Consider the following 22,259-nt stretch of genomic DNA (forward strand, 5'->3'; position numbering starts at 1 on the left):
ATAAATCCCCTCACCACAAAGTCCCGGAACTATTTGCCTAACTTGCGCAAATCATCCGACTCAATCACCCGAACCCCATCCTGCTCTTCCAGCGCCAATCGCCACATCGCCCGCGCCAGTTGGCACGCCTCGATGCCGCGATATTTACCCGGAATCAGCTTCGACAACGGCCCGGCCAACTGCTCGGCCAGTCGCGGCTCCGTGCGTTCGCCCAACAACAGCGAAGGCCGGCAAATGGTCAGCTGCGGCCAGTCCTGCGCGCGCAGTGCCTGCTCCATTTCGCCTTTGACCCGGTTATAGAACACCGATGACTTCGGATCCGCGCCAATCGCGCTGATCACGATCAGATGCCGCGCGCCCATCTCCCGCGCGCGCTTGGCAAACGCCACGACCATGTCCAGATCGACCGCGCGAAACGCCGCTTCGGAGCCTGCCTGTTTGATCGTGGTGCCGAGGCAGCAATAGGCGATATCGACGCGGCCGCTGAGCTGCGGCAGAAACGCCTGTGGATCGCCGACCGGGTTTTCCAGGTGCGGATGTTCCGCCAATGGCCGACGCGACGGGGCGAGCACGCGAGAAATCGTTGGCTCGTTGAGCAAACGGTCGAGTAGATGTTCACCGGTCAAACCGGTGGCTCCGGCAAGCAATACGTGCTGAGGCGTCAAGTACATAGTGTCTCTCCCTTGATACTGTTCAGCTTAGTTGCTCTTTGTCGCTCCGTCGTTCAATGCAGCACTTTGCAAAGCTTTTCTTGCTTGTTGTTTGCGCAGCGTTTGCCAGTGCGACAGCACGGTTTTCGGCGCCCAGATCTGCGGCTCCGAGGCTTCGAAATTGTCCGCCAGTTCACGCTCGGCGACGGTGGCCTTGGCCAGTTTGAAGGCTTGCTCCAGATCATCGGTCTGGTTCAGTGCCTGGGCGAACAGCGCATCGCCGAAGTAGGTGAAATTGGCCTCTTCCGAGCAACCGAAGGACACCCGATCGGCGCGCGAGGCGGTCATGATCAGCGTGCGTTCGTCTTTCAGCGCCGGGATGAAACCGCCGGAGTAGCACGAGGAAATCACGATGATTTTGTCGCGGTTTTTCAGCGGCGCCAGCACTGCAGCGAGTTCGTCGGCGGGCAAGTCGGCCAGTTCCATGCGCGGTTGATCGAGCACCAGTTCATGTTCGGCGGTGCCGTGGCTGGTCAGGTAGATAAACAGCAAATCTTCCGGGCCAGTACGTTCAGCGAGGGTTTGCGCGGCACGACGCAGGTTTTCGCGGGTGGCCATCGGTCGGTCGGCGAGGTGGTCGCGATGGTTGACCAGACGGATCTGGCCATAAGCACCGAACCGCGTGCGGAGCATATTGGCGACGAAGTCCGATTCGCGCAGGAACACGCTTTGCTTGCCGTCGCCGCCAAGAGTCAGCGTGTACAACTCGACCGCTGGCGTTGACGCCGGGATGGCGGCCAACGCTTCATCGAGCAAACGGCCCTGAGCGAGCAAACCGAGTTCGAGGGTGTCGGGCAGCAACTTGCCATCGGCGTCACGCACGCGCTGGCCGTTGATCCAGGTGCCGCTCATGACGCTGCCATCGGTCAGCACCAACGTGCCGCGCCCTGCGTAGCTGTCGTTGTCGAAACCACCGATGTAGAAACTGCCATCAGACAGATTCAAACGGCCCGGCCCGCTGAAGCGCCAATCGCTGAACGAGCCGATGTAATGGCTGCCGTCGGCGCCGATCAGTTCGCCCTTGCCGGTCAGCGCGCCTTCTTTGAACTGGCCGAGCCAGACATCGCCGTCAGCGTTTTCGTAGCGGCCCTTGCCGTGCAATTGATTGTTCTTGAAGCCGCCGACATAGATGTCGCCGTCAGCGCTGTTGAACGTGCCGTTGCCTTCCAGCTGACCGTTGACGAAATGCCCGCTGAACGTGTTGCCGCTGGAGTCGCCGCGCTGGCCTTCGCCGTTGGGTTTGCCGTGGGCGAACTGGCCTTGATAGGAGCTGCCGTCATCCATTTCCAGACGACCGAGCCCGGAATACTGGTCAGCCTTGAATTCGCCACGGTAGGTCATGGCGTTTTCTTTCAGCGTGCCTTCGCCATCGCGTCGGCCTTGTTTGAAACCACCGGTGTAGCTGCTGGCGTTGGTGGTCAGGCTGCCCTGACCGTCGAACAAGCCTTGCTGGAACTGGCCGCGATAGACCTCGCCATTGCTGCCGTGCCATTCGCCCTGACCATGCCACTGACCTTTGTCGAATTGCCCGGCGTACCAACTGCCATTGGGATAATCGACGCGCCCCTGACCTTGCAGCAAGCCATCGACCAGTTCGCCACGATAGCGTCCGCCGTCCGGCAGACGCGCATCCGGGGGCAACAGCGATTCGCCGTCGCCGCACGCGGTGAGCATCAGGGTCAAGGCAATGGGTGCGAGGGAAGCGAGTGAGCGCATAGCGGGATCCGGGCAATTAGGCGACCGAGTATGCCGCAGCTATGCGTCGCATATATAGAGACGTGACGCGAAACAGCGTGCGCTGCTTCGCATCCGGAACGCTTAGACGAAGCAGAGCGACAGTGGCTCAGCGATATAGGCCGGTTTGTCCGAGCCTTCTATCTCCAGTGTTGCCGTTGCTTTGAGCAGCCATTGGCCGGGTTTTTTCTCGGTCACTTCGCCCAGATCGACCTTGAGACGAACTTTCGAATTGACCTTCACTGGCTGGATGAAACGCACGCTGTCCAGACCGTAGTTGACGACCATCTTCACGCCTTGCGGCAGGATGAGGATGTCTTCCATCAATTTCGGGATCAGCGACAACGACAGGAAACCGTGGGCAATGGTGCTGCCAAATGGCGTTTGCGCGGCTTTGACCGGGTCGACGTGAATGAACTGAAAATCCCCGGTGGCTTCGGCGAACAGGTTGATGCGCTCCTGATCGATGGTGAGCCATTCGGAACGTCCGAGTTCCTTGCCGACATAATCTTTGAGCTCTGCAACTGGAACGTAGGGCATTGAGACTCTCCTTGGGTTCATCGGTTTTATAGTTTTTCAGGTGGGGGATTTGACCGCCCTGCGAACCACTGTAGATCAACATGGCAATTTGCTCCGGTCAACTGACCATGCTTTTGGCGAATGCCGATCCATAGCGCAGGCGTGCTTATAATGCCGGCGATGAACGGGAGAGAGACGGGGAGAGAAGTCGGATGTTGTTACGTGGCCTGACCATGCTGGTGCTGTTTCAATTGCTCGGCACGGCACTCAATCATTTGCTGTTGCCGGTGCTGCCGGGGCCGATTATCGGCCTGCTGCTGTTGCTGATCTTCCTGATCGTTCGCGGTGAAGTCGGCGAACCGCTGAACCTCGCGGCCGGCAGTCTGCTGCGTTATCTGCCGTTGCTGCTGGTGCCGCCGGCGGTAGGCGTGATGGTGTATGCGAGCGACATTGCCGCTGATTTTTGGGCAATCGCCGGTGCGCTGGTGTTGTCGCTGGTCTTGTCGATGGCCTTCGCCGGTGTGCTGATGCAGCGCATGGTCAAGCGTCACGCGCCGCCGTCGGAGGAGTCCTGATGCTCTTCGATTGGCAAGGTGCCTGGGCCTCGGTCATCCATCATCCATTGTTCGGCATCGGCATCACCCTCGGCGCCTATCAAGTGGTGCTGGCGGCGTTCGAGAAAACCCGCTGGATCTTTCTGCAACCGGTGCTGGTCTCCATGCTGTTGGTGATCGGCGTATTGCTCGGCTGCGGCCTGACCTACGCCGAATACCGCAAGAGCACCGAGATCCTCAGCATTCTGCTCGGCCCGGCGACCGTGGCACTGGCGGTGCCGCTGTATCTCAACCTGCGGCGCATTCGCCAATTGTTCTGGCCGATTTTTACTACGCTGGTGATAGGCGGGGTGGTCGCTACGGGCATGGGCGTGCTGTTGGGCTGGTGGTTCGGCGCTGAGCACATGATCTTGATGACCATGGCGCCGAAGTCGGTGACCTCGCCGATCGCCATGCTGGTCGCCGAACAGATCGGCGGCGTCGCGGCGCTGGCGGCGGTGTTTGTGTTGATCACCGGGGTGATCGGCGCGATTTTCGGCCCGGCGCTGTTGACCCGTCTGGGTGTACACAGCCCCGAAGCGCGCGGCATGGCGCTGGGCATGACCGCCCACGCGGTCGGCACCTCGGTGGCGTTGCAGGAAAGTGATGAGTGCGGCGCGTTTGCGGCGCTGGCGATGAGTCTGATGGGCGTGGCCACGGCGGTGTTCCTGCCGTTGGCGGTGTCGATGGTGGTGTAAGGAAATGTCTATGAGTCTGCCGCTTTTTCCGCTGAACACAGTGCTGTTTCCCGGCTGCAACCTCGACTTGCAGATCTTCGAGGCGCGCTACCTCGATATGATCGGCCGCTGCATGAAGCAGGGCGGCGGTTTCGGCGTTGTGTGCATTCTGCAGGGCAGCGAAGTCGGGCTGGCGCCGGAAGGCTATGCGCTGGTCGGCTGCGAGGCGCGCATTACCGATTTTCAGCAACAGGACAACGGCTTGCTGGGGATTCGCGTGCAGGGCGGGCGGCGTTTCAACGTGTTGCGCACCGAAGTGCAACGCGATCAGCTGATCCTCGCCGACGTCGAATGGCTCGACGATGAGCCCGAGCAACCGCTGCAGGACGAGGACGCCGATCTGGTCGCGCTGCTCAAAGCGCTGGCCGAACACCCGATGGTCGAAGCGCTGAACATGGGCACTGACGCGCTCGGTCAGCAGTCGTTGGCCAATCAGTTGGCGTATCTGCTGCCGTTCGCCGAAGAAGACAAGATCGATCTGCTGCAACTCGATGATCCGCAGCAGCGACTGGATGCGATCCAGGCGCTGCTTGATGAGTTGCAGGGCGAGTTGTTTGCCTGACGTTCGATTATTCCGGCCAGACAATATCGTTGGCGAACCAGTCTTTCCTGGCAGACAAGGTCAGTACGGGCTTACCAGCCTTCGCAACGGCGTCAATCAGTGCATCGTATTCACGCTGGTTGTTAACCCCGCTGTGGGTACGCGCTTCAATCTCGCTGCCCCAATCGCTGCTCTGGGCTTCGGCAGCCACGTCGTCTACCTTGGCCCCGCGAGTGAACGTCGAGTCGAGTAGCCAGAGCCGTTGCGATGGAATACCGCTTTTGGAGGTTGAGATCAGTGCCTCCAACTCGTCGTCAGGAAACCAGGCGCCCTTGTCCAGCGCCGCCCGATTGAGTAAGTGGTTTTCTTCATTGAGAACCACTTCCATCCCTCGCGTATCGATAATGTAAGAGAACACGAATTGCTGATCGTGACGTTTCGTTTCGTAGTTGCGCTCCAAGTCCAGATCCACGTCTGATGCGTCGGACCAATCGTCATCGGATTGACCGGAGTCGTTATCGGACTCGCCCGGTTTCTTTCCTGGATACTTATTCTTCTGATTGTTGTAGCGCAGGTATTCCGGATCAGGAGCATCGGTGCCTTTACCCGCATATGTCTTGACTGACTCCAGGCTGACCGTTGCACTGATTGGTTTGGCCGTCGTGGCCCCGCGTGGATGTTTCAAGCGCGGCAGCATTCGCCCGTCGTTATAGAACTCAAAGGACGTGCGCTCATCGGCCCGGAATAAAGCGGGGATGTCGGTTCGATACAGGCAGTCGTTTGCATTGCGCAAATAGCCGGTTTTGGCGAGAAAGGCGTCGAGAAACGCAGGGCTGACACTTTTATCAAAGTCCACCAGATGGCTATGCGATGCTCCGTTTCTCACGGACAGAAGCAGGGGTTCGATTTCTGCATACAACGGGTCGAACCGGTTCGGAGCAGTTGTATCCATCGAGCGCAACTTCTGCTGGTTGGCCCAACTTGGCATCTCACCGGGATTGAGGTTCAAGTCGTCGTGTAACTGCACATGTTGTCCGGGCGAAAGATTGTAAGAGCGCAGATATTCGACGCGCTGGCCGTGAGTCATGTGCGGGTACAAGCCAACCAGAAAGTTGCCTGTCAGTCGGGAGGTTGCCTCATTTACCGACACCGGCGAGTCGCGTAGTTTTTTATTCGGTACTGTTGAATCGCTGTCGTCGACAACGGGAACGGGACGTTTCGATGGCTTTGATGACTCAACGGGTGCGGCCAGTCGCCAGGTGGCTTCGCCGCTATTTTTGACCAGTACCGGGCCGGGTGGCAGCTTCTTGTAGAGATCCATTACCCGATATTCACCCGTGGCGCTATCAAGCGTCACGTGCACGGTGCCTATGCCCTCGATGTCGGCGAATCCACGCCCGACCACATAGCGAATGCCCTGGTCATCGGCAGCGCCCATGTTGCGCAGCAAGGCCGGGTTCAACAGGTAACGGTGCAGTTCATGGGAGAGGGCGGGTTGAGCGCTGTGAATATCGGTAATTTCGACACCCGATGGGCCTGGGCCATTATCGGCAACACTCATCTGAGGCTGACGGTCGCCATCGGGTCTACGGGTGCCGGTCAATTGTGGCTGATGGAGCAATGGCGGACTGGCGTCCGCGCGGACTCGGTTTGATCCCGGATCAAATTGCGTCGGCACTCTTGGTTTCGGGCTGTTGGGGGGCGCAGGGGGTTTCGGTCGCATGGGGTCATTCCTTGACAATTGAATAGCGCTCAGGCGCGTGATTGCTTTTCGGCTAATGACAAATCCTGAATGATCAGGTGTGCAGCGGTGATAAGGCGTGCCGGATCGCTGCTGATCTGCCAGCGGCGAGTGTCAGCGTTGTAAACAATCTGTCCTGGTGTGGAATCCGTCAGTCGAATGTTCTCAATGTGCACTTCATCACTCTCGAGATCATCCTGCTGTTTGTGCTCTTCGATCAGCGCAACAATTGCCTGAGGCGATACACAAGCCAATGCATTGATGGTGTGCAGACCGATGACTTCAAACAAGGCGTTGATCCGATAACGATGTCCGGCAGAAACAAACACATCAACACTCTCCAGGGGTAGTGCCGGGTCGCTGCTGTCTGGCAGATGAATATGGATACTGCCGATCTTCAACAGGTTGTTGCTGATGCTCAGTTGGCCGCGGGTGATCTTTTCTGGCAATTGCTCTGTGTGGATCTCCCAGGTCGAAGATCCCGTCAGCCTGGCATCGCCCGCCTTGGTCGATAACCGAATGGACATGTTGCTCGCCGGGTAGATTGCGTAGTGCGCTGACCTGCCTTCCAGTGCATAAACGGCGGTGTGCGGTGCGGATCGGAAGTCGATACGTTGCGCGCTGTTCTTCAGCGTTCGCTGGTCGAGTGCTGGTTGGACGAAGGTGTATTTCCCGGCACGCTTACGCAGCGATTCGCGTGTTTGAATCGTGTGGTAACCGGCTTTCTTTGCATCTTCCCGATAATTGTTATGAGGGTAATCGAGGTGGTAGGAAACGCCGTCGCGCATGACCAAAATGAACGTGTGATCAAGCTGCCAAGGCGAGGCCAGAATGCCGGCACCCATGTCGACTGTCTTGTTGGTCTGTTCACTCATCGCGCCGAACAACGAGAGCAGCCCGCCTCCTTGAGTAAAGGTAAGGGTGAAGTGCAAACTTTCATAACTCAGTACTGTGTAGGCGCCTTGCTTCGTTGTCTCCACGATGTAACTGGCCCTGACTTCATCTATTTCCGTACTGTCGTAGTCGACATACAGCGTGCTGTGAGCAATTGCGGGGCGTTTGCTTGCCCGCAGGGTGGTGTGACGGGTATCGCGTGAAACGTAGTAGTACGAATGCGGACTGTTCGAGACAGTCTGTGGGCGGTCGTGTAACAGGAATGGCGATGTTTTGCTGACACCTGCGTTAATGACGACGGCGTCGAGTGTGTGCTCCGTCAGATCCTCGGTATCGACTGGCCAGTCCGGTTGCAGGTGGTAGCCGTCCTGTGTGACGAAAAGCCATTTGTCGTTGAGCAGCCTGCGCTTGCCATTGATCGTCTGGAACACCGCTTCGATCGTCAGAGTGCGCTGCGACACTTGCGGGTCTTCGTCACGCAGGCTCTCGATCACCAGCGAATTGCCACGGACGTACCAGCGCTGGATCGCCTCCAGTTGCACGCCGAGGTACACGGTGCTTTGTTCCTGATCGTCATCGGTGATCGACACATCGAGGCTCATCGGGTCAATGTGATAGATGTCGGCTCCGCTACCGCCGTTGACACTGGCGTGGGTGCCCCGGATTGAAATCTGATCATCGCCGGCACTAGCATCGATATGGTCTGCACCGTTGGCAGTAATGATGTCTGGTTTGTCCGAGCCGGTTACCCGGTTGGCTGCGCCGGCCAGGGTTTCGACTCTTTCTATGGAGTCGAAGGTCGAGTGTGGAACGGGTTCGGCTGTCTTGTCGGATGAGCGCAAGCCGAGCTTGCCGTTCTTCAGGTCGAAGTCGTAACCGATGTAGTCCGGGGCACCAGGTTTGGGCTCCTGGTGGATGTGTTTGCCTTGTAGCCACAGAAGATCAGTGCCGTCGCCGCCGCTCAAGTGGTTGACCCGGTTCGGGGCCGAGGCCAGTCCTGCAGAACCCGCCTGAAAGAGAAATGAATCATCTTTGTCACCGCCGCTGAGGCGTTTTTCACCGGCGCCAAAGTTAAAGTGATTGGACTTGTTTCGCACGCCGTAAACCCGGTCGTCACCTCCCCCCAGGTTCCACAGCACGCCTTTGGCCGGGTCGCTCTGCACACTGATAATGTTGGCGTCGGCGGATGGCAGACCTTCCCGGGCATCGTAGACATCGTCGATTTCATGTATGACCGGCGTATTGACGGTCAGGTAGGCCGATTCACCGCTGTCCTCGTCCCACTGGTGTTTATAGACACGGGTCGGCTGCAGATGAACTTCGAACCGGCCAATCACCACTGAATCGACACTTTCTTTCAGTTCATTTTTGAGCCAGCTGAGGCTGCTGCTCTTGAGTGCCTTTTCGTAGTCGCTGTAAGTCTTGGCCGCGGTAAAACGATCGATGACATCTGCGTCCTGTTCTTGCCCGGTAAAGGCGAACCAGCCGGCGCGCCAGCGTTCATTGATCGTCAACTCGATGTAGTCGTCCATGTCATCGACCACTCGGGCCGCGCCGTAGATACGCGCGCCGACAATCAGGATCGCGGCAGCGGCAAGGCCGACCGGGCCAGCGCTTTGAAAACCCATCAGCGCAGCGGCGCCGAGCATGAGTGAGAGCCCGGCACTGAATACACTCAAGCCACCGGTGACGTACAAATCCTGAGCCTCTTTGCCCTCGGCTTTGGCTGCATCGCTGAAAGACTTGATGGCCGTATACAGGTCAAAAGGCAGCGTCAGCACGCTGGCGATCAGCCCCGCGCCGCGACACAGCCATTTGCCCATGCTGGTTTTGCCGAATTGTTCAAAGGCCAGGGCGCCTTGGCGCAGCATCTTGTCGCCGGTTTTGGTCAGGGCATATTCCAGGCCCAGTGAGCCTATCTCCGCAACGCCGCCGCCGATATTGATCAGCACCTCAGCGGTATCACCTTTCTTCAGAGCGTCGATGCTGCCGATGTAGGCACTGTACAGGCCATAGGCTTGCAGGCCCGCGCCCATGCTGGTCATGCCGCGACTTTTGGTTTTGTTGACCCAGGTTGGCAAGTGCTCGGGTAACGGGCTGCGGTGGATATCCAGGCGTTGGGTCGCGGTTAGCAGATTGCTGATTTTGCGGAGTGGGTCGGTAGCGGTGCTCGAGGGAAGATCTCGCAGCAGTGGCGCCGCATCTGAGGAGCGCTGCGTGACGATTTCATAAAGCAATTGCGGTATTCGCTGGCGGTCTTGCGCGTCGACGGATTTGATTCGTTGCTCGATCTGAACCGAGTCGAGTTCCAGAGAGTCGGTAAAAGTCTGGGAGGGCTCGGAAAAATAGGTGTCAGCCGCTGTAATGAGCTCGCCGCTGACTCGTGCTCCAAGCGCTTGAAGTTCCTGGCGGCTGACGGTCAACTCACCAAATCGAAGCGGTCCGAACAATTGATCCAGATCTCTCAGGCTGGGTTGATTGCCAGGATAGGCGCCCGCTTGCGCAGTCGATGGCGTCGCTTCAGTGTCGATGTCGGAAATGGTTATTGGCGCTGCATGACTAGTTTCAGCGCGGGTTGTAAAGGGTTCGGCCAAAATCAATACTCTGTTGTGATGTGTCGATGGAATCTGACACGAAGAGCAGCAGGCTTCATTGGTAATTGTTTTTCTGGTTGTATTGTTGAATTTTGTATTGTGTCTGAAGTGGTTTGTGTAGTGTTTTTAAATTAGGGTGAAGTTTGGCTTGCTCGGCGCAAGTTTTTATCGATGGTGAAAGTAAGTTGATGTTTTATAACAATGAGAAGGTATCTTGCAGTTGTATTGCAAAAAGTTTGATGGCGATGTGTGAATCTTGATTTGACGGCGGATAACACGGGGGGAAAGTTGCATTCATGATGTATTTGAATGATAGATAAGCCTGTCTTTAAGCTGCGATAAAACGACGCCGGGCACTATGCTTGCAAACCTGTGCCCGTGTCTTTTGTTTTTGGTACTTGGCTGTTGTTGACGTCTTCTGCCATTTAGTACGAATAACGCAGCAATGTATGTGGCAAATGCCGCAATACAAAGAAACCGAACAAAGCGAGCATCGCCGGCAGAACCAGCCACCAGACCTTGAACGGCATGGCATTCAGCGGCTCTTTGCGCTGGCTCAACCACAACCCCGCCGCACACACGCACGCCGCGAGCATCGCGCCGGCGAGAATGTCCGTCGGCCAATGCGCCCCCAGATACACCCGCGACAAGGCAATCGACAGAGCCGGAATGCAACCGACAAACAGCCAGGTCAGGCGCATGCGTGGCGGTTGGCCGCGACCAGCCAACACCGCGAGTACCAGAAACAGCGCGAACGACCCCGACGCGTGGCCGCTCGGCATGCTGTAACTTGTCAGCGGATCACTCAGTACTTCCGGGCGCACCCGGGCAAAAAACATCTTGGTGCCGGTATTGAGCATCGCTGTGCAGAGCAACACGCCGCCGGCAAAGATTGCCTGGCGCCATTGCCGGCACAGCAGCAACAGACCGGTGAGCAGGGCGCTGAACATCAGCATGTTGCGGAATTCGCCGATAAGGGTGAACGTCACCGCGATCTCATCGAGCAGCGGCTGGCGATGCTCCTGCACCAGCGTCATCACGCCTTGGTCGAGCGCCGTCAGATAGGGATACCCGATGAACAGGCCGATCAGGATCAACAGGCTCATGCTGCTGATCCAGATCGTCGCACGCCGATGGCGGCGCAGGCTGCTGTTGACGCTGAGGCCGACCATGACCGCAATGCTCGCGGCGACAATCCCGGCCTGTAGCCAGAAACCTTCCGGCAGCGGCAGACGAATCGCCGCGCCAGTGGCCCAGCCTGGCAGCAGATAGGCGACGCTCCAGCCGGCGGCGGCCAACAGGCTGACAGCGGCAAAACGCGGGAACGGCATGTCGCACATGCCGGCGACCATTGGCAGCATTGGTCGCAACGGGCCGATAAAGCGACCGACCAGCAAACTGGCGATGCCATAACGCTGGAAATAGCTTTCTGCGCCGGCCATCCATTCTGGGTGATGGCGCAAGCCCGGCAGACGGCGGATGTTCTGGTGAAAGTGGCGACCGAGGAAATACGAAATCGCATCGCCGAGAATTCCGCCGAGGAAACCCAGCAGCAAGGTTTCGCTCAACGACAGCGCACCGCTGCCGGCCAACACGGCCACGGCAAACAACAACACCGTGCCGGGCACGATCAATCCGGCAATCGCCAGGCATTCCACGCAGGCAACAATGAACACCGCTACGGCCAGCCACTGCGGATTGGCCGCCAGCCAACCGGTCACGCTATCGAGCCATGGGCCCATACCAAAAAACTCCAAACCATTGATGATCCCCTGTAGGAACTGCCGAAGGCTGCGATCTTTGTTTTTAAAAGATCAAAAGATCGCAGCCTTCGGCAGCTCCTACAGGGGTTTGTGTTTACAGCAAAAAATAATCCCGGCCTTCGACCTGACCGCGGCGCAGCGGGTTCCGCGTGCACCATTGCGCATAAGCGGCGTCGACAAAGCGGTACATCAGGTGTTCGTCACGGCCATGGGGGATGCCCAGTCGCGTGGTTTGAATGATCTGCGAGGGCGCCGGGCCGGTGTCTTCGACCAGAATCAGTTCATGATCGAAACGCTTGGCGTCCCACATCGGCACCTTCAACCCCAGCGCCTTGCACAGCAAAGTCTGCCCGGCACAGAGCTTCTGCGACGGTCGCGCACGCCCTTGAGCGTCAGGATTGTTCAGCAGCATCTGCGCCAGACTCGCCGGCCCGCTGACTTCATCGACCCACGGATAGGCCGATTTGATCAGCACCGCATTGCCCGGCCCTTGCGCGCTGAAGTTCAGCGAATCACCGCCACGGGCGTAATACATATAGATGTGTCCGCCATCCAGAAACAAAGCCTTACGCTTTTCCGTGTAACCGAGCGAGGCATGGCTGCCTTTTTCCGCGCAGTAATAGGCTTCGGTTTCGATGATTCGCGCGCTCAGCCACAGACCGCCAACGCGATGGCGAATGACTTTGCCGAGCAGATCCTTGGCGAGGACTTGTGCGTCACGGTCGAAAAAAGCGTCGGCAAGCCCCGCAGGCTGGCGCTCGGCGCTGGCGCGAACAGTCAGGTTGGACATGGCAAGCGATGTTTATCCGGGCTGATGAGGTCGTGATGATAACAATTCAATGCTTAATTACGGCTGAACGTCGGCAAATTGCAGTCCATTTCGACCATCCGCCTGTCACCGCTGTTAGTCCCGGGACGCGACAGCTATAATCTGCCGCTTTCCTCTTTGCCAAGACCCCAGCAGACCATGACTGAGTCCGTTCTTGACTACATGACCCGATTGGGTCGCGCCGCCCGCGAAGCTTCCCGGGTCATCGGCCGTGCCAGCACCGCGCAGAAAAACCGCGCCCTGCAGGCTGCTGCCAATGCCTTGGACGCCGCTCGCGCCGAGCTTGCTGCAGCCAATGAGCAGGATCTGGCCGCCGGTCGCGCCAATGGTCTGGAACCGGCACTGCTGGAGCGTCTGGAACTGACCCCGGCGCGCATCGACGGCATGATCGTCGGTCTGCGTCAGGTGGCAGCGCTGCCGGATCCGGTCGGCGCGATCCGTGACATGAGTTTTCGCCCGTCGGGCATTCAAGTCGGCAAGATGCGCGTGCCGCTGGGCGTGATCGGGATCATCTACGAGTCCCGGCCCAACGTGACCATCGATGCCGCCAGTCTGTGCCTGAAGTCCGGCAACGCGACGATTCTGCGTGGTGGCTCCGAAGCGATTCACTCCAATCGGGCGATTGCTGCGTGCATTCAGCGCGGTCTGGCCGAGGCCGAACTGCCCGCCGCCGTGGTGCAAGTGGTCGAAACCACCGACCGTGCCGCCGTTGGCGCGATGATCACCATGCCCGAGTACGTCGACGTGATCGTGCCGCGCGGTGGCCGTGGCCTGATCGAACGCATCAGCCGCGATGCCCGTGTGCCGGTGATCAAACACCTGGACGGCATCTGCCATGTTTACGTGAGTGCCCACGCCGATCTGGCGAAAGCCCAGCGCATTGCCTTCAACGCCAAGACTTATCGTTACGGTATTTGCGGTGCGATGGAGACGTTGCTGGTCGATCAAACTGTTGCGAAGGATTTCCTGCCGGCGATGGCCGCTCAGTTCCGCGAAAAAGGCGTCGAACTGCGTGGTTGCGAGCGCACCCGGGCAATCATCGAAGCGGTCGCGGCCAGCGAAGAAGACTGGAACACTGAATATCTGGCGCCGATTTTGTCGATCCGCGTGGTCGACGGGCTGGATCAGGCGATTGAACACATCAACCATCATGGCTCGCATCACACCGACTCGATCGTCAGCGAAAACCTCGCCGACACCCGCCGGTTTGTGGCGGAAGTCGACTCGGCGTCGGTGATGATCAACACCCCGACGTGCTTCGCCGATGGATTTGAATACGGATTGGGTGCCGAGATCGGCATTTCTACTGATAAGCTGCACGCCCGCGGCCCGGTGGGCCTCGAAGGACTGACCTGCGAGAAGTACATCGTGGTCGGTGATGGCCAGTTGCGCGGCCAGGCGACGGTCTGAGTTGACCGACCTCGACCTGACCACGGTGCCCGCCGGCAGCGACGTTCGACCTCAACGCATTGGCGTTCTGGGCGGTACGTTCGACCCGGTGCACATCGGCCATTTGCGCGGTGGGCTGGAAGTCGCCGAAGCGCTGGCGCTCGACGAGTTGCGCTTGATGCCGAACGCGCGGCCACCGCATCGCGGCATGCCGCAGGTGTCGGCGCAGGATCGGCTGGCGATGGTTGAATGCGCAGTGGCCGGCGTGCCGCCACTGGTGGTGGACGCCCGTGAGTTACAGCGGGACAAGCCGTCCTGGACTATTGATACCCTGGAGTTGATGCGCGCCGAAATGGCCGCCGAGACCCAGGTTTTTCTGCTTTTGGGCTGGGACGCATTTTGCGGCCTGCCCACTTGGCATCGCTGGGAAGAGTTGCTCCAGCATTGCCACATCCTGGTGCTACAGCGCCCGGACGCCGACAGCGAACCGCCGGATGCCTTGCGCAACCTGCTGGCAGCGCGTTCGGTGAGCGACCCGCTGGCCCTGAAAGGGCCGAGCGGACAGATTGCATTCGACTGGCAGACACCGCACCCGGATTACGCCACCCAGATCCGTCAACTGCTGGCCAGCGGTAAGTCGGTACGTTTCCTGGTGCCCGACGCGGTCCTGGCCTACATCGATGCGCACGGTCTATACCGTGCGTCGAACTGAACAAGGCGTGCTTCACTGATACGAATCACCGTGTCCCCAAGCCGCCGAATACACGAGCAAAACGAGTTTTATATGACTGACAAAGACGTAAGCAAAGTTAAGCGCAAAGGCACGTTCAAGAGCGCACCGCTGCCGGTCGAAATAAAAACCGGCCCAGAGCTGGCTGGCGAAGAGCTGGTAAAAGTCGCTGTCGCTGCCCTTGAAGACGTCAAGGCGCAAGACATCCAGATCCTGGATGTTCGCGACAAGCAAAGCATCACCGACTTCATGATCATCGCCACCGGTACCTCCAACCGCCAGATCGGCGCGATGCTGGACAAGGTTCGCGAAGCGGTCAAAGCCCAGGGCGTCAAGCCATTGGGTGAAGAAGGCAAGGGCGACAGCGACTGGGTTCTGCTGGATATGGACGACGTGATCGTGCACATGATGACCGCCTCGGCGCGTCAGTTCTACGACCTGGAGCGTCTGTGGGCCGGTGCCGAACAAAGCCGTGCGGCCGATGCCAAGCACCACAGCCCGGAAAACACCCACGAGCATTTCACCAAGCTCAACAAAGACCAGCTGTAAGGGATTGCTGTGCGACTGCGCCTGATCGCCGTCGGTTCACGCATGCCCAAATGGGTGGAAGAAGGCTGGCATGAATATGCCAAGCGTCTTCCTTCCGAGCTGGCGCTGGAACTGGTGGAAATTCCGCTCAACACCCGTGGCAAGAATGCCGACGTGGCCCGCTTCATCCGTCAGGAAGGCGAAGCCATGCTGGCCAAGGTCGGGCCGAATGAGCGAATTGTGACCCTCGAAGTCCATGGCAAGCCCTGGAGCACCGAGCAGTTGGCGGTTGAACTCGACCGTTGGCGGCTGGATTCGCGCACGGTCAATTTCATGGTCGGTGGCCCGGAAGGGCTGGCGCCGGAAGTCTGTGCCCGCGCTGATCAACGCTGGTCGTTGTCGCCGCTGACGTTGCCGCACCCGCTGGTGCGGATTCTGATCGGCGAACAGTTGTACCGTGCCTGGACCGTGCTGTCCGGTCACCCTTACCACAAGTAATCCTGCCCTCATGTCTCAGCCGATCCGCATCAAGGACCACGAAAAGGACGCACGCCTGGTGCGTAGCCGCGTCGTGTTCGGGGCCGTGGCGATTGTGCTGTTGATTGGCGTGTTGATCGCGCGGCTGTATTACTTGCAGGTGATCCAGTACGACTATCACTCGACGCTCTCGGAAAACAACCGCGTCCATGTGCAGCCGATTCCGCCTACGCGCGGGTTGATTTTCGACCGCAATGGCGTGGTGGTGGCGGACAACCGTCCGAGCTTCAGCCTGAGCATGACCCGCGAGCGTTCCGGCGACTGGCAGCAGGTGCTCGACGTCATCGTCGAAGTGCTTGAGCTGACGCCGGAAGACCGGGTGATTTTCGAGAAGCGCATGCGTCAGGGGCGCCGGCCGTTCGAGCCAGTGCCGATTCTGTTCGAGCTGAGCGAAGAACAGATCGCCCGCATCGCGGTGAATCAGTTCCGTCTGCCGGGCGTCGAAGTGGTGGCGCAATTGGTTCGTCACTACCCGCAGGGCGCGCATTTTGCGCACTCGGTGGGTTACATGGGGCGGATCAACGAGAAAGAGCTGAAGAGCCTCGATCCGGTCAACTACAGCGGCACCCACCACATCGGCAAGACCGGCATCGAGCGTTTCTACGAGCCGGAATTGCACGGTCAGGTCGGTTACGAAGAAGTGGAAACCAACGCCCGTGGCCGCGTGTTGCGCGTGCTCAAGCGTACCGATCCGATTCCCGGCAAAGACATCGTTCTGAGCCTGGACATCAAATTGCAGGAAGCCGCCGAAGCTGCACTGGGCGGGCGTCGTGGCGCGGTGGTGGCGCTCGATCCGAAGACCGGCGAAGTGCTGGCGATGGTCAGTCAGCCGAGCTTCGACCCGAACCTGTTCGTCACCGGCATCAGCTTCAAGGCTTACGCCGAGTTGCGCGATTCCATCGACCGGCCGCTGTTCAACCGCGTACTGCGTGGTCTGTACCCGCCGGGCTCGACGATCAAACCGGCGGTGGCGATTGCCGGTCTCGATTCCGGTGTGATTACGGCGTCGAGCCGAGTGTTCGACCCGGGCTACTACATGCTGCCCAACTACGATCACAAATACCGTAACTGGAACCGCACCGGTGACGGCTTCGTCGACCTCGACACGGCGATCATGCGTTCCAACGACACCTATTTCTATGACCTGGCGCACAAGCTCGGCATCGATCGGTTGTCGGCTTACATGAACAAGTTCGGCATTGGCCAGAAGGTCTCGCTGGACATGTTCGAAGAATCCCCCGGCCTGATGCCATCGCGCGAATGGAAGCGAGCGACGCGCAAGCAGGCCTGGTTCCCGGGCGAAACCCTGATTCTCGGGATCGGCCAGGGCTACATGCAATCGACCCCGCTGCAATTGGCGCAGGCCACCGCGCTGGTCGCCAACAAAGGTATCTGGAATCGTCCGCACCTGGCCAAGTCCCTCGAAGGGCAGAAGCCAGTGGACGAGAACCCGATGCCGGACATTGTTCTGCGCGATCCGTCGGACTGGAACAAGGTCAACCACGGCATGCAGCAAGTGATGCACGGCGCGCGGGGGACTGCGCGTAAAGCTGCGATCGGCGCGCAATACCGCATTGCCGGCAAGTCCGGTACCGCGCAAGTTGTGGCGATCAAGCAGGGTGAGAAGTACGACCGCTCCAAGGTTCAGGAGCGCCACCGCGACCACGCCTTGTTCGTCGGTTTCGCCCCGGCTGACGATCCGCGAATCGTTGTTTCGGTGATGGTGGAGAACGGTGAGTCCGGTTCCGGCGTTGCCGCGCCCGTAGTGCGTCAGGTCATGGACGCCTGGCTGCTCGATCCCGAAGGTCGATTGAAGGCCGAATACGCCAGCCCAATCAGTGCGGAGGCTACGGCCCGTGATGAATAATTTTGATCGCATGCTCTCTAGCGAGGATGTGATGCGTCGTCGTGCGACGTTGCTGCAACGTCTGCACATCGATGGCCCGTTGTTGATTCTGTTGCTGATCCTCGCCGCCGGCAGCCTGTTCGTGCTGTATTCAGCGAGTGGCAAGAGCTGGGATCTGCTGGCCAAACAAGCCACCTCGTTTGGCATCGGTCTGGTCTCGATGATCGTCATCGCCCAGCTCGAACCGAGGTTCATGGCGCGTTGGGTGCCGCTCGGTTATGTGGTCGGGGTGGTGCTGCTGATGGTCGTGGACATCATGGGCCACAACGCCATGGGCGCAACGCGCTGGATCAACATTCCCGGGGTGATCCGCTTCCAGCCCTCGGAATTCATGAAGATCCTGATGCCGGCGACCATTGCCTGGTACCTGTCCAAACGCACGTTGCCGCCGCAACTCAAGCACGTCGGTATCAGTTTGATGTTGATCGGTGTGCCGTTTGTGCTGATCGTCCGTCAGCCTGACCTGGGGACTTCGCTGCTGATTCTTGCTGGCGGGGCTTTCGTATTGTTTATGGGTGGCTTGCGCTGGCGCTGGATTCTCAGCGTGCTGGCGGCGGCGATTCCGGTGTCGGTGGCGATGTGGTTTTTCATCATGCACGACTACCAGAAGCAACGAATCCTGACGTTCCTCGATCCGGAAAGCGATCCGTTGGGCACCGGCTGGAACATCATTCAGTCGAAAGCGGCGATCGGTTCCGGCGGCGTGTTCGGCAAAGGCTGGCTGCTCGGTACTCAGTCTCACTTGGATTTTCTGCCGGAAAGCCACACCGACTTCATCATTGCCGTACTGGGCGAAGAGTTCGGCCTGGTGGGCATCTGCGCGTTGTTGCTGATTTATTTATTGCTGATTGGCCGGGGGCTGGTGATCACCGCTCAGGCGCAAACGCTGTTCGGTAAATTGCTTGCCGGTTCGTTGACCATGACGTTTTTTGTTTACGTTTTCGTCAACATCGGTATGGTCAGTGGCCTGTTGCCGGTTGTAGGGGTGCCGTTGCCGTTCATTAGCTACGGAGGAACTTCGCTGGTGACGCTGCTGTCAGCGTTTGGGGTTTTGATGTCGATCCATACCCATCGCAAGTGGATCGCACAGGTTTGAATAAGGTGAAGAGTTCAATGCAAGTAATGCGTGGCTGGGCGACTCGATGCGCGCCGTGGGTTGGCCTGGTTGGCCTCCTTGGGAGCGTACAGGAAGCGCTGGCTGGCGAATACGAAGGCTCACCTCAGGTGGCCGAGTTCGTCGGTGAAATGACCCGCGATTATGGTTTCGCCGGTGAACAACTGATGGGTGTGTTCCGCGAGGCGCAGCGCAAACAGTCGATTCTCGACGCCATCTCCCGACCTGCCGAGCGGGTCAAACAGTGGAAAGAATATCGCCCGATGTTCATCACCGACGCGCGCATCGCCCGTGGTGTGGACTTCTGGCGTCAGCACGAGGCCACGCTGGCCCGTGCCGAGCAGGAATACGGCGTGCCGGCACAAGTCATCGTGTCGATCATCGGCGTCGAGACCTTTTTCGGACGTAATACCGGTAATTTCCGGGTGATCGATGCCTTGTCGACGCTCGGTTTCGACTATCCTCCCCGTGCCGAATTTTTCCGTAAGGAACTGCGTGAGTTCCTGCTGCTGGCGCGTGAGGAACAGGTCGATCCATTGACCCTCAAAGGCTCGTACGCCGGGGCGATGGGCTTGCCGCAGTTCATGCCGAGCAGCTTCCGCGCCTACGCGGTGGATTTTGACGGTGACGGCCACATCAATATCTGGAACAACCCGGACGATGCGATCGGCAGCGTTGCCAGCTATTTCAAGCGTCACGGCTGGGTCGCGGGTGAGCCCGTGGTCAGCCGCGCCGATGTCCGTGGCGAGCAGGTCGATGAAGGCCTGACCACCGGCATCGAGCCGACAAAAACGGTCGGAGAGTTGCGGGCGCTGGGCTGGTCAAGTCATGATGCGCTGCGCGATGATATGCCGGTTACTGCATTTCGCCTCGAAGGCGAGAGCGGCCCTGAATACTGGATGGGCCTGAAGAATTTCTACGCGATCACGCGTTATAACCGCAGCGTGATGTACGCCATGGCCGTACATCAACTGTCTGAACAGCTGGTACAAGCACGGGGCGTCAAGTAATGCAGGCATTGCCTAACAATAAACCCCTGAAGCTGGTGGCCTTCGCTGCGTTGGCAGTACTGGTCGCCAGTTGCACGACCAGCCGTTCGCCGACGCCGAAAACAACCTCATCCACTGCTGTGCGTGCGCAGCCGGGTCTGGACATCAACCGTGCGCACAAAGACGGCGCACCGTGGTGGGACGTCGATGTCTCGCGTATTCCCGATGCCACACCGACCCTGCACACCGGCCCGTACAAGGCCAACCCGTACACGGTACTGGGCAAAACCTACTTCCCGTTGCAGGAATCCAAGACCTACGTCGCGTCCGGCACGGCGTCCTGGTACGGCACCAAGTTTCACGGTCAGAACACCGCCAACGGCGAGGTCTACGACCTGTACGGCATGAGTGCCGCCCACAAGACATTGCCGCTGCCAAGTTACGTTCGGGTGACCAACCTGGACAATAACCGCACGGTGATTCTGCGCGTCAATGACCGTGGGCCGTTCTATTCCGATCGCATCATCGACTTGTCCTACGCCGCCGCGAAAAAACTCGGTTACGCCGAAACCGGCACTGCGCGCGTCAAGGTCGAAGGCATCGATCCGCAGCAATACTGGGCCGCCAAGGGCCGTCCGGCACCGCTTATGCTCAACGAGCCGCAGGTCGCGCAGAACAGCGCGCCGGTGATCACGGCCTCGGCCGGCACCGTCGAGCAATGGACGCCGCCACCGCAGCAACATGCCTCCGACACCGTCCCTGTGCCGATGAGTGCAAAAAAAAACGCTTCTGCAACAGCAACTGGCCAGTATCTGCAGGTGGGCGCGTTCGCCAACCCGGACGCTGCAGAACTCCTGAGGTCGAAGCTCAGCGGGATGGTGAGCGCTCCGGTGTTTATCAGCTCGATCGTGCGCAATCAGCAGACCCTGCATCGGGTACGCCTGGGGCCGATCGGCTCGCCGGGTGAAATTGCCCAGGTGCAGAACAGCGTGCGCCTGGCCAACCTTGGTTCGCCAAGTGTGGTCACTGAATAAGTAGCAACGTAGAACTTGATTGACGGTTCACCAGCGATTGGGGGGTGAACCAGGTTGTTGGCTCGTCGAAGAACAAAAGCCCGGCAAGGGTGACTGGAGTGAGCAACTGAACCCGCGATGGCCCGTTAGAAAGCCATCTGATTAAATTTTGTCCGCAAGGGCAGTTTCCATTAGCGATTTCGAGAGACGGATGAACATCACCACCTTTGCCAAACGCCTGTGTCTGCTAGTCCCGCTGCTCCTCTCGCCAGCCGCCTTCGCGGCCGAGATGATGCCGTCGCCACCACAACTGGCCGCCAAAGCCTACGTTCTGATGGACGCCAGCAGCGGCAACGTGCTGGTAGAGAACAATGGTGACCAGCGTCTGCCACCGGCCAGCCTGACCAAACTGATGACCGCGTACATCGCGACCCTGGAAATCCGTCGCGGCCAGATCGGTGAAAACGATCCGGTGACCGTCAGCGAAAACGCCTGGCGCACCGGCGGTTCGCGGATGTTCATCAAGGTTGGCTCGCAGGTGACTGTCAGCGACCTGCTGCACGGCATCATCATCCAGTCCGGCAACGACGCCAGCGTCGCACTGTCCGAGCACATCGCCGGCAGCGAAGATGCATTCGCCGACCTGATGAACAAGACGGTCACCGATCTGGGCATGACCAATACCCACTTCATGAACCCGACCGGTCTGCCAAACCCTGAGCACTATTCGTCGGCTCACGACATGGCGATTCTGGCCCGCGCGATCATCCACGAAGACCCGGCTCACTACGCGATCTACTCGCAGAAAGAGTTCTTCTGGAACGGCATCAAGCAGCCTAACCGCAACCTGCTGCTGTGGCGCGACAAGACCGTTGACGGTCTGAAAACCGGTCACACCGACGAAGCCGGCTACTGCATGGTGTCCTCGGCTGTACGTGACGGCCAGCGTCTGATCGCCGTGGTGTTCGGCACCAACAGCGAAGTGGCCCGCGCCGCTGAAACCCAGAAGCTGCTGACTTACGGTTTCCGCTTCTTCGAAACCCAGACCTTCTATCAGAAGGGCACCGAACTGGCTCAAGCCCCGGTGTGGAAAGGCACCACCAATCAAGTCAAGGCCGGCCTGGCTGAAGACCTGACCATGACCCTGCCAAAAGGCCAGCTGAAGAAGCTCGCTGCGAGCATGACCATGAACCCGCAACTGATCGCGCCAATCGCCAAGGGCGACGTGATCGGTAAAGTCGAAGTCAAACTGGAAGACAAGGTGGTGCACAGCGCTGACCTGATCGCTCTGGATGGCGTCGAGGAGGGTGGTATCTTCCGCCGCATGTGGGATAGCATCCGTCTATTCTTCTTCGGCTTGTTCAACTGATTTGTGTTGACCTGCATGGCCCCGCCCCG

General features: G+C 59.1%; 19 protein-coding genes. 12 read left to right on the forward strand and 7 right to left on the reverse strand.

The annotated features are described in order from the left end of the window. Window positions 1-29 precede the first annotated feature (29 nt). From ACIOMO_RS25995 to ACIOMO_RS26005, 3 genes are all read right to left on the reverse strand, one after another. Window positions 30-671 carry an oxidoreductase gene (locus tag ACIOMO_RS25995; RefSeq protein WP_053124198.1) on the reverse strand — a complete coding sequence of 214 codons (642 nt, stop codon included), beginning with the start codon at window positions 669-671 and terminating at the stop codon, window positions 30-32. A gap of 27 nt (window positions 672-698) precedes the next feature. Beyond that, complete coding sequence (locus ACIOMO_RS26000; RefSeq protein ID WP_053124196.1) at window positions 699-2,426, reverse strand: C13 family peptidase; 1,728 nt, start codon at window positions 2,424-2,426, stop codon at window positions 699-701. A 102-nt stretch (window positions 2,427-2,528) separates the two neighbouring features. Continuing rightward, entirely contained in the window at window positions 2,529-2,984 is a 456-nt protein-coding gene (locus ACIOMO_RS26005; protein WP_282358506.1) for a MaoC family dehydratase, read from the reverse strand. A gap of 191 nt (window positions 2,985-3,175) precedes the next feature. On the opposite strand from ACIOMO_RS26005, the gene ACIOMO_RS26010 reads away from it, so the two are divergent. The 3 genes from ACIOMO_RS26010 to ACIOMO_RS26020 are packed head-to-tail and all read left to right on the forward strand — an operon-like array spanning window position 3,176 to window position 4,855. After that, the gene (locus ACIOMO_RS26010; protein WP_212550862.1) at window positions 3,176-3,538 is read left to right on the forward strand and encodes a CidA/LrgA family protein; all 363 of its coding nucleotides are present in this window, start codon (window positions 3,176-3,178) and stop codon (window positions 3,536-3,538) included. Then, a complete protein-coding gene (locus ACIOMO_RS26015; RefSeq protein ID WP_401244328.1) occupies window positions 3,538-4,254 on the forward strand; it encodes an LrgB family protein in 717 nt (238 codons plus the stop codon). The genes ACIOMO_RS26010 and ACIOMO_RS26015 overlap by 1 nt, the downstream gene beginning before the upstream one ends. Window positions 4,255-4,264: 10 nt before the next feature. Beyond that, entirely contained in the window at window positions 4,265-4,855 is a 591-nt protein-coding gene (locus ACIOMO_RS26020; RefSeq protein ID WP_053124190.1) for an LON peptidase substrate-binding domain-containing protein, read from the forward strand. 7 nt (window positions 4,856-4,862) lie between these two features. Here ACIOMO_RS26020 and ACIOMO_RS26025 read toward each other — a convergent pair whose 3' ends face one another. From ACIOMO_RS26025 to ACIOMO_RS26040, 4 genes are all read right to left on the reverse strand, one after another. Next, window positions 4,863-6,395 carry a hypothetical protein gene (locus tag ACIOMO_RS26025; RefSeq protein ID WP_401244330.1) on the reverse strand — a complete coding sequence of 511 codons (1,533 nt, stop codon included), beginning with the start codon at window positions 6,393-6,395 and terminating at the stop codon, window positions 4,863-4,865. 191 nt (window positions 6,396-6,586) lie between these two features. After that, the gene (locus ACIOMO_RS26030) at window positions 6,587-10,063 is read right to left on the reverse strand and encodes a calcium-binding protein (RefSeq protein ID WP_401244332.1); all 3,477 of its coding nucleotides are present in this window, start codon (window positions 10,061-10,063) and stop codon (window positions 6,587-6,589) included. A gap of 425 nt (window positions 10,064-10,488) precedes the next feature. After that, window positions 10,489-11,805, reverse strand: coding sequence for a bifunctional DedA family/phosphatase PAP2 family protein (locus ACIOMO_RS26035; protein ID WP_053124184.1), 1,317 nt, complete (start codon window positions 11,803-11,805; stop codon window positions 10,489-10,491). Between the two features lie 115 nt (window positions 11,806-11,920). Then, the gene (locus tag ACIOMO_RS26040) at window positions 11,921-12,616 is read right to left on the reverse strand and encodes a DNA-3-methyladenine glycosylase (RefSeq protein WP_282356979.1); all 696 of its coding nucleotides are present in this window, start codon (window positions 12,614-12,616) and stop codon (window positions 11,921-11,923) included. A gap of 177 nt (window positions 12,617-12,793) precedes the next feature. Between ACIOMO_RS26040 and ACIOMO_RS26045 the strand changes: the two genes are divergently transcribed. The 9 genes from ACIOMO_RS26045 (at window position 12,794) to ACIOMO_RS26085 (ending at window position 22,230) form a co-directional block, all read left to right on the forward strand. After that, the gene (locus tag ACIOMO_RS26045; RefSeq protein ID WP_401244334.1) at window positions 12,794-14,065 is read left to right on the forward strand and encodes a glutamate-5-semialdehyde dehydrogenase; all 1,272 of its coding nucleotides are present in this window, start codon (window positions 12,794-12,796) and stop codon (window positions 14,063-14,065) included. Next, entirely contained in the window at window positions 14,034-14,756 is a 723-nt protein-coding gene (gene nadD / locus ACIOMO_RS26050; RefSeq protein WP_401244336.1) for a nicotinate-nucleotide adenylyltransferase, read from the forward strand. Before ACIOMO_RS26045 ends, nadD begins: the two co-directional genes overlap by 32 nt. Before the next feature lie 72 nt (window positions 14,757-14,828). After that, window positions 14,829-15,323: a ribosome silencing factor gene (gene rsfS / locus ACIOMO_RS26055; protein WP_401244338.1), complete on the forward strand. Its 495-nt coding sequence runs from the start codon at window positions 14,829-14,831 to the stop codon at window positions 15,321-15,323. Between the two features lie 9 nt (window positions 15,324-15,332). Further along, window positions 15,333-15,800, forward strand: coding sequence for a 23S rRNA (pseudouridine(1915)-N(3))-methyltransferase RlmH (gene rlmH, locus ACIOMO_RS26060; RefSeq protein WP_003185785.1), 468 nt, complete (start codon window positions 15,333-15,335; stop codon window positions 15,798-15,800). 10 nt (window positions 15,801-15,810) lie between these two features. Then, the gene (mrdA, locus tag ACIOMO_RS26065; protein ID WP_053124174.1) at window positions 15,811-17,706 is read left to right on the forward strand and encodes a penicillin-binding protein 2; all 1,896 of its coding nucleotides are present in this window, start codon (window positions 15,811-15,813) and stop codon (window positions 17,704-17,706) included. Window positions 17,707-17,737: 31 nt separating this feature from the next. Beyond that, window positions 17,738-18,841 (forward strand): rod shape-determining protein RodA, encoded by a 1,104-nt coding sequence (gene rodA, locus ACIOMO_RS26070; RefSeq protein WP_053124173.1) that lies wholly within the window; start codon window positions 17,738-17,740, stop codon window positions 18,839-18,841. Window positions 18,842-18,858: 17 nt separating this feature from the next. After that, on the forward strand, window positions 18,859-19,869 hold the full coding sequence (mltB, locus tag ACIOMO_RS26075) for a lytic murein transglycosylase B (protein WP_401244341.1): 1,011 nt from the start codon (window positions 18,859-18,861) through the stop codon (window positions 19,867-19,869). Continuing rightward, window positions 19,869-20,882, forward strand: coding sequence for a septal ring lytic transglycosylase RlpA family protein (locus ACIOMO_RS26080; protein ID WP_159814959.1), 1,014 nt, complete (start codon window positions 19,869-19,871; stop codon window positions 20,880-20,882). Before mltB ends, ACIOMO_RS26080 begins: the two co-directional genes overlap by 1 nt. 190 nt (window positions 20,883-21,072) lie before the next feature. Further along, window positions 21,073-22,230: a D-alanyl-D-alanine carboxypeptidase family protein gene (locus ACIOMO_RS26085; RefSeq protein ID WP_053124166.1), complete on the forward strand. Its 1,158-nt coding sequence runs from the start codon at window positions 21,073-21,075 to the stop codon at window positions 22,228-22,230. The last annotated feature ends 29 nt before the right edge of the window (window positions 22,231-22,259 follow it).

Origin of the sequence: Pseudomonas sp. NPDC087804 (assembly GCF_044742965.1) — a bacterium.
Classification (GTDB): Bacteria; Pseudomonadota; Gammaproteobacteria; order Pseudomonadales; family Pseudomonadaceae; genus Aquipseudomonas; species Aquipseudomonas rustica.

Coding starts and splice junctions, on each gene's coding strand:
- ACIOMO_RS26045 (WP_401244334.1), top strand. CDS start 12,794: ATGACTGAGTCCGTTCTTGACTACATGACCCGATTGGGTCGCGCCGCC.
- ACIOMO_RS26015 (WP_401244328.1), top strand. CDS start 3,538: ATGCTCTTCGATTGGCAAGGTGCCTGGGCCTCGGTCATCCATCATCCA.
- ACIOMO_RS26080 (WP_159814959.1), top strand. CDS start 19,869: ATGCAGGCATTGCCTAACAATAAACCCCTGAAGCTGGTGGCCTTCGCT.
- ACIOMO_RS26000 (WP_053124196.1), bottom strand. CDS start 2,426: ATGCGCTCACTCGCTTCCCTCGCACCCATTGCCTTGACCCTGATGCTC.
- ACIOMO_RS26010 (WP_212550862.1), top strand. CDS start 3,176: ATGTTGTTACGTGGCCTGACCATGCTGGTGCTGTTTCAATTGCTCGGC.
- ACIOMO_RS26005 (WP_282358506.1), bottom strand. CDS start 2,984: ATGCCCTACGTTCCAGTTGCAGAGCTCAAAGATTATGTCGGCAAGGAA.
- mrdA (WP_053124174.1), top strand. CDS start 15,811: ATGTCTCAGCCGATCCGCATCAAGGACCACGAAAAGGACGCACGCCTG.
- ACIOMO_RS26020 (WP_053124190.1), top strand. CDS start 4,265: ATGAGTCTGCCGCTTTTTCCGCTGAACACAGTGCTGTTTCCCGGCTGC.
- nadD (WP_401244336.1), top strand. CDS start 14,034: ATGGCCAGTTGCGCGGCCAGGCGACGGTCTGAGTTGACCGACCTCGAC.
- ACIOMO_RS25995 (WP_053124198.1), bottom strand. CDS start 671: ATGTACTTGACGCCTCAGCACGTATTGCTTGCCGGAGCCACCGGTTTG.
- rodA (WP_053124173.1), top strand. CDS start 17,738: ATGCGTCGTCGTGCGACGTTGCTGCAACGTCTGCACATCGATGGCCCG.
- ACIOMO_RS26085 (WP_053124166.1), top strand. CDS start 21,073: ATGAACATCACCACCTTTGCCAAACGCCTGTGTCTGCTAGTCCCGCTG.
- rsfS (WP_401244338.1), top strand. CDS start 14,829: ATGACTGACAAAGACGTAAGCAAAGTTAAGCGCAAAGGCACGTTCAAG.
- ACIOMO_RS26025 (WP_401244330.1), bottom strand. CDS start 6,395: ATGAGTGTTGCCGATAATGGCCCAGGCCCATCGGGTGTCGAAATTACC.
- ACIOMO_RS26035 (WP_053124184.1), bottom strand. CDS start 11,805: ATGGGCCCATGGCTCGATAGCGTGACCGGTTGGCTGGCGGCCAATCCG.
- ACIOMO_RS26040 (WP_282356979.1), bottom strand. CDS start 12,616: ATGTCCAACCTGACTGTTCGCGCCAGCGCCGAGCGCCAGCCTGCGGGG.
- mltB (WP_401244341.1), top strand. CDS start 18,859: ATGCAAGTAATGCGTGGCTGGGCGACTCGATGCGCGCCGTGGGTTGGC.